General features: G+C 70.6%; 1 protein-coding gene. It reads right to left on the bottom strand.

Features of this window, described 5'->3' with window-relative positions:
• Window positions 1–283 (bottom strand): crossover junction endodeoxyribonuclease RuvC (locus P0G09_RS16630; protein ID WP_275253215.1); only part of this gene is annotated, 283 nt, incomplete at its 3' end.
• Window positions 284–327 lie beyond the last annotated feature (44 nt).

Below are 327 nucleotides of genomic sequence, written 5' to 3'. Positions count from 1 at the left end.
CCACGAGCGCCATGGCCCGGGCATGGCCGAGCTTGAGCGTCGCCTGGGCGTCCTTGTTGACGAAGGTCTCCTCCACGGCAACCTCGTCGGGCCTCTGCGCCTCGACGATGCGACCGATCCCCTCGAACAGCTCGCGCAGGCGGAGCGCCAGCGGCAGGTCGCCGTCCGAGGTGACGACGCCGCAATCGCCGTAGGTCAGCTTGCTGCCCTGCGCGGTGATAAGGCCCCAGCCGGTGCGGCGGAGCCCCGGGTCGATCCCCAGGATGCGGACGATGCTGCTCATGACGCTCCAGGGTTATGCTCGGGCCTCGTCGCGGTCCGGAGGCC

This window comes from Faecalibacterium sp. DFI.5.82, assembly GCF_029076575.1.
Classification (GTDB): domain Bacteria; phylum Bacillota; class Clostridia; order Oscillospirales; family Ruminococcaceae; genus Faecalibacterium; species Faecalibacterium duncaniae.
The sequence above is the reverse complement of the archived record's forward strand: the minus strand, read 5'-3'. Positions and strand labels throughout refer to the sequence as shown.